The sequence below is a fragment of the Rhodomicrobium sp. Az07 genome, assembly GCF_018619475.1.
In the GTDB taxonomy this organism is placed as follows: domain Bacteria; phylum Pseudomonadota; class Alphaproteobacteria; order Rhizobiales; family Rhodomicrobiaceae; genus Rhodomicrobium.
On record NZ_JAHFZG010000012.1, the window covers coordinates 107,312 to 114,440 of the forward strand.

At 63.5% G+C, this 7,129-nt stretch carries 8 protein-coding genes; 2 read left to right on the top strand and 6 right to left on the bottom strand.

Features of this window, described 5'->3' with window-relative positions; genetic code table 11:
* Positions 1–135: 135 nt before the first annotated feature.
* On the bottom strand, positions 136–1,371 hold the full coding sequence (gene rocD / locus KKP04_RS10510) for an ornithine--oxo-acid transaminase (RefSeq protein ID WP_251134035.1): 1,236 nt from the start codon (positions 1,369–1,371) through the stop codon (positions 136–138).
* Positions 1,368–2,228 (bottom strand): dimethylarginine dimethylaminohydrolase family protein, encoded by an 861-nt coding sequence (locus tag KKP04_RS10515; protein WP_251134036.1) that lies wholly within the window; start codon positions 2,226–2,228, stop codon positions 1,368–1,370. The genes rocD and KKP04_RS10515 overlap by 4 nt, the downstream gene beginning before the upstream one ends.
* A gap of 162 nt (positions 2,229–2,390) precedes the next feature.
* On the opposite strand from KKP04_RS10515, the gene KKP04_RS10520 reads away from it, so the two are divergent.
* On the top strand, positions 2,391–2,819 hold the full coding sequence (locus tag KKP04_RS10520) for an Lrp/AsnC family transcriptional regulator (protein WP_215030621.1): 429 nt from the start codon (positions 2,391–2,393) through the stop codon (positions 2,817–2,819).
* Positions 2,820–2,893: 74 nt separating this feature from the next.
* On the opposite strand, the gene KKP04_RS10525 is transcribed toward KKP04_RS10520, so the two are convergent.
* The 3 genes from KKP04_RS10525 to KKP04_RS10535 all read right to left on the bottom strand — a co-directional run bounded on the left by KKP04_RS10525 (position 2,894) and on the right by KKP04_RS10535 (position 3,734).
* On the bottom strand, positions 2,894–3,112 hold the full coding sequence (locus tag KKP04_RS10525; protein ID WP_215030623.1) for a hypothetical protein: 219 nt from the start codon (positions 3,110–3,112) through the stop codon (positions 2,894–2,896).
* A gap of 92 nt (positions 3,113–3,204) precedes the next feature.
* Positions 3,205–3,414, bottom strand: coding sequence for a cold-shock protein (locus KKP04_RS10530; protein ID WP_127078062.1), 210 nt, complete (start codon positions 3,412–3,414; stop codon positions 3,205–3,207).
* Positions 3,415–3,533: 119 nt separating this feature from the next.
* A complete protein-coding gene (locus KKP04_RS10535; RefSeq protein WP_215030626.1) occupies positions 3,534–3,734 on the bottom strand; it encodes a hypothetical protein in 201 nt (66 codons plus the stop codon).
* On the opposite strand from KKP04_RS10535, the gene KKP04_RS10540 reads away from it, so the two are divergent.
* Complete coding sequence (locus KKP04_RS10540; RefSeq protein ID WP_251134039.1) at positions 3,725–5,962, top strand: primosomal protein N'; 2,238 nt, start codon at positions 3,725–3,727, stop codon at positions 5,960–5,962. The genes KKP04_RS10535 and KKP04_RS10540 overlap by 10 nt on opposite strands.
* Before the next feature lie 9 nt (positions 5,963–5,971).
* On the opposite strand, the gene KKP04_RS10545 is transcribed toward KKP04_RS10540, so the two are convergent.
* Complete coding sequence (locus tag KKP04_RS10545; RefSeq protein WP_251134040.1) at positions 5,972–6,763, bottom strand: GNAT family N-acetyltransferase; 792 nt, start codon at positions 6,761–6,763, stop codon at positions 5,972–5,974.
* Positions 6,764–7,129: the final 366 nt, after the last annotated feature.

Here is a 7,129-nt window from a genome sequence, read left to right on the forward strand (position 1 = left end):
AACGGCGAATAGCTGTGGAGTTGTGGTCGGAAATCCTCAGCCGAAGTCACGTCTTGTTGAAAGCAGAAACGAAAGTGGCCGGGCGAACCCGGCCACGCGATTGATAGTGAGGCGGCAAGAGCCGCAACCGCAGCTCTACGCCAGCACGGCGGCGAATTTCACCAGCGCCTGATCGACTTCTGCGCGCTTGATGATGAGCGGCGGCGACACGCGGATCGTGTGCTCCTTCGTGTCCTTGCAGAGGATGCCGCGATGCTTCAGCGCCGCGCAGTAACGGCGCGCGCCGCCCGCGTCCGGGTGCAGTTCGATGGCCATCATCAGGCCGCGCCCGCGGACCTCCTTCACCACATGGCTGTTGATCGCGTTGAGGCCCTCGCGGAAATACGCGCCCATCGCGGCCGAGTTCTCGACCATGCCTTCTTCGGTTACGACGCGGAGCGCCGCGCGTGCGACCGCGCAGGCGAGCGGGTTCCCGCCGAAAGTGCTGCCGTGCTCGCCGGGCTTCAGCACGCCCATGATGCGCGACGTCGAGAGCACCGCCGACACGGGATAGAACCCGCCGGAAAGACCCTTGCCGAGCAGCGTCATGTCGCTTTCGACGCCCTCATGCTCTTCCGCGAGCAGCTTGCCCGTTCGGCCGAGGCCGGTCTGGATCTCATCGAGGATGAAGACGACCCTTTCCCGCGTGCAAAGCTCGCGCGCGGCCTTCACGTAACCGGGCGGCGGAATGATCACGCCAGCCTCGCCCTGGATCGGCTCCATGAGCACGGCGACTGTGTTCGGCGTGACCGCGTCTTCAAGCGCCTCGATGTCGGCGAAGGGGATGATCCTGAACCCCGGCGTGAACGGGCCGAAGCCTTCACGCGCTGTCTCATCGGTCGAGAAGCTGACGACGGTGGTCGTGCGGCCATGGAAGTTCTTGTCGAAGACGATAATCTCGGCCTTGTCCTGCGGCACGCCCTTGACCGTGTAGCCCCACTTGCGGACGATCTTGATCGCCGTTTCGACCGCTTCCGCGCCTGTGTTCATCGGCAGCACGCGATGCGACCGCGTGAGCTTGCACAGTTCTTCGAAGAAGGGCGCGAGCTGATCGTTGCGGAAGGCGCGGGACGTGAGCGTGAGCTTGCCCGACTGCTCGATGAGCGCCTCGCGGATTTTCGGATGGCAATGGCCCTGATTGACGGCGGAATAGCCCGAGAGACAATCGAGATAGCGGTTCCCCTCGACGTCCCAGACCCATACGCCTTCGCCCCGGCTCAACACCACGTCGAGCGGTTTGTAGTTGGTCGCGCCGAACTCGTTTTCGGTCGCGATGAAATCGTGGGCCGAGGAGAAGCTGCGCGCCGGAGCGAATGCGGTGTCGAACGTCATGGAGTTTCACCTCTGTTGGTTGTTGCCGATGCGGATTTCAGATCGAGCCGGAGCGTCATGCAGTAAGCGCCGCCGCCGGACATGATGAAGGGGCGCAGCTTGAGCGGAACGACGGAATAGCCGCGCTCGCGAAGCTCGTCGGCGAGGCGGGCGGTCGGCTCCGCCATGACGATGTCGCGCCCGATATTGACCGCGTTCACGGCGAAGCGCGCCGCGTCCTCGTCGCTCGCCTCGATGCGCTTGTCGGCCGCAACGTGATCGCGGATGACCGACAGCGAAGCCTTCGAGAACGCTTTCGGGTAATATAGAACCTCTCCGCCGCTCAAAGGCACGAAACAAGTGTCGAGATGGTAAAAGCGGCCGGAGACCAGTTCGAGCGGCTTGACCGGAACATTGAAGAAATCGCGAAGCACATCGCCTGCTTCATGCGAGGAACGCGGACCGAAGCCGGTCCAGAAAAACTGACGATTCACGTCGAAGATCGCGTCGCCCGCGCCTTCCTGCCAATAACCCTTCGGCATCTGGCTGACATCTTCGAAGGTGCCTTCGTCCTTCAGCCGCGCGAATGCTTCGAGGAAATGGCGTTCCTCGCCCTGCCGCTCGGGATAGCGGAAGCGCGCGGCCATCACGCGGCGGTCGAGGACGACGGCGGCGTTCGCGGGGAAAACCATGTCCGGCAGGCCCGGCGCGCCGTCGATATGAACCACCCGCGCGCCCGTCTGCCTTAACGCTTCGGCCAAAGATGCGGCAGCGTGCCGCGCTTCTGCCCGATTTTTGACCTCATCCCTGCGCCATTCCTCTGGCGTCATCCAGGGATTGATCTTGTACGACACCTCGAAATGGCTGTCGTCGGTCATTAAAAAGGTTGGCGTTTTTGGCATCATGCCTCTCGCGACGATTCACATGCAAGTTCCATGCAAATTATCGCCGTTGACCTTCCCAGTCTAAAGGAGGCAAGTTGCGCGAAACGTTCGAAAAAGCTGACAAAGTGCAGGCGCGTCTTAGCAAAGTGTCAGATCATGCCTCTTGATGAGACTAACCGGCGACTGATCGCCCTCCTGCGCGAGAATGCGCGCATGCCCGTCGCGACCCTCGCCGCGATTCTCGGCCTCAGCCGCGCGACGGTGCAGAACCGCATCGACCGGCTTGTGCATGACGGCGTGATTACCGGCTTCACGGTGACGCTGCGCCAAGAAGCGGAGCCGGACGCCGTTTGCGCAATCATGCTGATTCAGGTGGAAGGCGAGAAATCCGAGCACATCTACAAGGCGCTGCGCGGCTTCCCCGAAGCGGTCGCGATTCACACGACCAACGGGCGCTGGGATTTTGTTGTGGAGTTGCGCACGCCCGATCTCGAAAGCTTCGACCGCGTGCTGCGCCGCATCCGCGAGTTGAAGGGAATATCAAGCTCCGAAACGAGCCTGCTTCTGTCGAGTCACCGGCGATAGAGCATGACCGTAAAAGTGGAGGCCGTTATACGATAAGATCATGCTCAAACAAGAGCTTAAGCGAGCGTTGCCGATCAGAACCGGACTTGCCGCGTCGCTGCTTTCGCGCGGGGCTTTTTCGTGACCACCGGCTGCTGCGCTTCCATTTCGAGGCGCGCCTGACGCAGCTTCTCGATCTTGGCCACGCGGAGTGCGCTCTCGGAATCGATGATGGCGCGAGCTGCGGTGTTGGTCATATCCGCCTTTGTCTGCGGCTTGCGCGGCGGCGCGAACAATGTGTCTTTCGTGATCATGAGTTTTCTTTCCTTAAGAGTGCAAAAGGCCGGGCGAGAGCCCAGCCTTCCGCTATTTCTGCTGCTTTCCAGAGGAAAGCCGAAGGCGAGCATTACGCAGCCTGAAGATTTTCCGCGGAGCTTTTGCCCGAACGGTTGTCACGCACGATCTCGAACGAAAGCTTCTGGCCTTCGGTGATTGTGCGCATTCCGGCGCGCTCGACTGCGGAGATGTGAACGAAGACGTCAGCCGAACCGCTGTCGGGTTGGATGAAGCCATAGCCTTTGTTCACGTTAAAGAATTTCACTGTGCCAGTATTCATGACGATTTCCTTTCAATCGGTCATAAGTTTTTCCTCGCCGTCCCAACACGGAACAGCGATTGTTCAGGATCGATTTTGGCAGAAAGATCGTCAGGACGCGCTCAGGCGCGGAAACAAGCTCAGCAATCAAGATCGATGAAGAGAATATAGCCGTATCCGGTGTCCGAAACAAGGCAATTGGCGAAATAATTCTGTTGAACGACTTTTGGAGCCGCCAATATTTCCCGAAGCTTGCGGCGACTCCAGCGCTCGCGTGGGCGCAACCGGCGACGGTTGAAATCCGCCCGCGCATCGGCGAAGCTCTGCCGCGATGGCGCCATCCGACCTGCCCCTTTTCGATGCCGACTCGCCCGAGCCGCCCGCTCTCGGCGCGAACACCCGCGCGACGGTGCCGGTGCTGCTGCCGCTCGCGCTCGATGAGCCTTATACATATGAAGTGCCCGCTGGCGAAGCGCTCGCGCCCGGCGATTTCGTGGTCGTGCCCCTCGGCCCGATAAAGCGCATCGGCGTTGTCTGGCGCGAGGCGTCGGCGCGCCCGGTCGATCCGAAAAAACTCAAGCCCGTGCTCGCGCGTCTCGACGAGGTGCCGCCGCTGCCGCCGCTGAATCTCGCCTTCGCGGATTGGGTCGCGCAGTACACGCTCGCGCCGAAGGGCATGGTGCTGCAAATGATGATGAGCGCGCGGCTCGTTTTCGAGGCGGAGGAACCGCGCTTCGGCTTTCGCAGCGGAAGCGGCGTGCCGTCGCGGATGACTGAGGCGCGGCAGCGGGTGCTGGCCGCCGTGGCGGATGGCGCTGTGTGGTCGAAAAAGCGGTTGATGGATGCGGCGGGCGTCAGCGCGGCCGTGATCGACGGCCTGGCCGAGGCGGGCGCGCTCATCCGCGCCGAGCTTCCACGCGCGCGCCCTTTCGCTCCGCGCCCGGACTTCGCTTTCGCCAGCCTCAGCGACGCGCAGCTCAACGCGGCGGGCGCGCTTCAGGAAACCATCGCGGGCGGAGGCTTCTCCGCAACGCTGCTCGACGGCGTCACCGGCTCCGGCAAGACAGAAGTCTATTTCGAGGCGGTGGCGGAAGCGCTGCGGCACGGCGAACGGCAGGTGCTGATTCTGCTGCCAGAAATCGCGCTCACGAACCAGTTCCTTGAACGCTTCGAGCGGCGTTTCGGCTGCCGCCCCGGCGAATGGCACTCCGCCGCGTCCCCGAAGGAGCGCGCGCGCGTCTGGCGGGGCGTGGCGTTGGGCGAGGTGCGCGTGGTATGCGGGGCGCGTTCGGCGCTGTTCCTGCCCTTCGCCGACCTCGGCCTCATCGTGGTGGACGAAGAGCACGACGCGTCCTTCAAGCAGGACGACCGCGTGACCTATCAGGCGCGCGACATGGCTGTGGTGCGGGCCTCGCTCGGCAAGATCCCCATTGTGCTCGCCTCGGCGACGCCATCGGTCGAAAGCATCGTGAACGTGCAGCGCGGGCGCTACCATCATGCGGTGCTGCCGGGCCGCTTCTCGGGCAATGCGCTGCCCGACGTCGAGGCGGTAGACCTGCGCGCGGTGCCCCCCGAGCGCGGAATGTGGATCAGCGAGCCGCTCATCGGCGCGGTGAACGAGGCACTCGCGAAAGGCGAACAGGCGCTCCTGTTCCTGAACCGGCGGGGCTATGCACCGCTGACGCTGTGCCGTGCCTGCGGCCATCGCTTCACCTGCCCGCAATGCACCGCCTATCTCGTGGAGCATCGCCTGCGCGGGCGGCTGATCTGCCATCATTGCGGCTTCTCGCTGCCGTTTCCGAAGACCTGCCCATCCTGCCATGGCGAGGGGACGCTGGCCGCATCCGGTCCCGGCATCGAGCGCGTGACGGAGGAGGCGCAGAACCGTTGGCCCGAGGCGCGACTCGCGGTGCTGTCGAGCGATCTCGTGCCGTCGACGGCGGCACTACGGGAAATCCTGACCCGCATCACGGAAGGCGACGTCGATATCGTCGTCGGCACGCAGCTCGTGTCGAAGGGCCATAACTTCCCGAAACTGTCCTTCGTCGGCGTGGTGGACGGCGATCTGAGCCTCGCCACCGCCGACCCGCGCGCAGGCGAACGCACCTTCCAGCTCCTGCATCAGGTGACGGGGCGCGCGGGCCGCTTCGGCGCGCCGGGGCGCGGGCTGATCCAGACGCATTTCCCCGAGCATCCGGTAATGCGCGCGCTCGTGACGGGGGACCGCGACGCATTCTATCAGGCGGAAATCGGCTTGCGCGAGGAAGCGGGCTATCCACCGTTCGGACGGCTCGCCGCGCTGATCGTCTCCGGCAAGACGCGCTACGACGCGGAAGGGTATGCGCGCACACTCGCGCTCGCCGCGCCGGAAGCCTCACGCATTCAGGTGCTGGGGCCGGTCGAGGCGCCGCTCGCGATCATTCGCGGCCTGCACCGCCAGCGGCTCCTCGTGAAGGCCGCGCGCGAAGCCGACCTTCAGGCGTATTTGCGGGCGTGGCTTGCCAACGCGGATGCGCCGCGCGGCGGCGTCACGCTGCATATCGATGTCGATCCGCACAGTTTCCTGTAATTGCGGCGGTCAGCCGATTTCAAGACTCGTCAGGCCGAAACAGCGCTCGTTCCGCACATTCGGGACGCCGCCGGTATACATGCGCGCCGTCTCGAACACCGGCTTCATGCCATACCGTTGCGCAAGCTCGCCGCTGCGAGGATTGGCCTCGGTCGTGTCGAGAAAGATCGGCTCGCCTCGAAGCCGCGATGACAGCCCTTCGAACAGCGCGCCCGCGACATGCGCGGCGTCGGCGAAAAGCGGCCCGATCCTGAAACCGGTGCGGCTTGGGCGCGCGACGGCATACCCCGCCAGGTTGCGGCCGCTCAAGACGCCAAGCGCCACCGCTCGCGGCTGATCGATCCACCGGCGCAGGAGGCGCGCGCGCGGAGCGGGAAACACGGTAGCGTCATAGCGGCATATCTCGTCAAACTCCACGGTCGACAGATCCACCACACCGGCAGGTTCGGCCCCGCCACCCGTCCCTTGATAGCGCATGTTGCGGTAGGCGAGCCTGAAGCCGGATTTCCGGTAATTGTCCTGCTGCGCGACGACACCGTCGAGACCGACATTGCGCGTGCCAAGGTGGGCCATTGCGGTATCCCAAAGCTTGAGGCCGAAACCCCGGCCCCGGTAGGGCGGCCTGACGATATAAAGGCCAAGGAACCCGAAAGCCTCGTCATAGGCGACGGCGGAAATGCAGCCGACCGGTTCGCCGTTCAGTTCAGCGAGAAAAAAACCGTAAGGATCGGCTGCATAGAAGCATGACGCATCGTGAAGGCCGGGGTTCCAGCCTTCCGCGGCGGCCCATTCGAGGGCCATGCCAACGCCGCTTTCCTCCATCCTCCGGACCCTCAATCCCTGAGACGTCATGACCTCGGCTCCCATGTCAACGCACAAAAAAACCTGCCCAACCGGGGGCAGGCTTCTCCTCTCAATAAGCTGCTGCGAGGCGACCGCTTCGCGCGGAACGCTGTTTACGGCCTCGTGCCCAAATCAGACCCGGCCCGAGGCTATAGGTTTCTGTTGTCGATCAGCTTTTCTGCGTCAAACCGAGTCCGATTAAACGCAGGCTGATCTAGGAAGTGTGGACTCTTGGGATTCCCAAGGGCAAGCAAATCAGATTCAAGGCTGTCATTTGGGAGGCAGCCATGGGTGTTCTGGACCGTCTGGTTCTTCGAGACGATC

Coding starts and splice junctions, on each gene's coding strand:
- KKP04_RS10520 (WP_215030621.1), top strand. CDS start 2,391: ATGCCTCTTGATGAGACTAACCGGCGACTGATCGCCCTCCTGCGCGAG.
- KKP04_RS10540 (WP_251134039.1), top strand. CDS start 3,725: ATGGCGCCATCCGACCTGCCCCTTTTCGATGCCGACTCGCCCGAGCCG.
- rocD (WP_251134035.1), bottom strand. CDS start 1,371: ATGACGTTCGACACCGCATTCGCTCCGGCGCGCAGCTTCTCCTCGGCC.
- KKP04_RS10545 (WP_251134040.1), bottom strand. CDS start 6,763: ATGGCCCTCGAATGGGCCGCCGCGGAAGGCTGGAACCCCGGCCTTCAC.
- KKP04_RS10525 (WP_215030623.1), bottom strand. CDS start 3,112: ATGATCACGAAAGACACATTGTTCGCGCCGCCGCGCAAGCCGCAGACA.
- KKP04_RS10535 (WP_215030626.1), bottom strand. CDS start 3,734: ATGGCGCCATCGCGGCAGAGCTTCGCCGATGCGCGGGCGGATTTCAAC.
- KKP04_RS10530 (WP_127078062.1), bottom strand. CDS start 3,414: ATGAATACTGGCACAGTGAAATTCTTTAACGTGAACAAAGGCTATGGC.
- KKP04_RS10515 (WP_251134036.1), bottom strand. CDS start 2,228: ATGACCGACGACAGCCATTTCGAGGTGTCGTACAAGATCAATCCCTGG.